Genomic DNA, 247 nt, shown 5'->3' with positions numbered 1-247 from the left:
GATGCGACCGGTCCTAAGCACCTGAACATCAAAGTGACCCGCTCTAAACTGGAGTCACTGGTTGAAGATCAGGTTGCTCGCTCAATCGCGCCACTGAAAGTTGCGCTGCAGGACGCCGGACTGTCTGTTTCAGACATCAACGACGTTATCCTGGTGGGTGGTCAGACTCGTATGCCACTGGTTCAGGCCAAAGTGACTGAGTTCTTCGGTAAAGAGCCACGTAAAGACGTGAACCCGGATGAAGCGG

At 53.8% G+C, this 247-nt stretch carries 1 protein-coding gene; it reads left to right on the top strand.

Features of this window, described 5'->3' with window-relative positions:
- Positions 1–247, top strand: a 247-nt coding sequence (locus SB756_RS33580) for an Hsp70 family protein (RefSeq protein WP_410913701.1), incomplete at both ends; no start/stop codon positions are given.

The sequence above is a fragment of the Pseudomonas sp. SIMBA_068 genome, assembly GCF_046534705.1.
Lineage (GTDB): Bacteria > Pseudomonadota > Gammaproteobacteria > Pseudomonadales > Pseudomonadaceae > Aquipseudomonas > Aquipseudomonas putida.
This window is presented reverse-complemented; position numbering and strand designations above follow the sequence as displayed.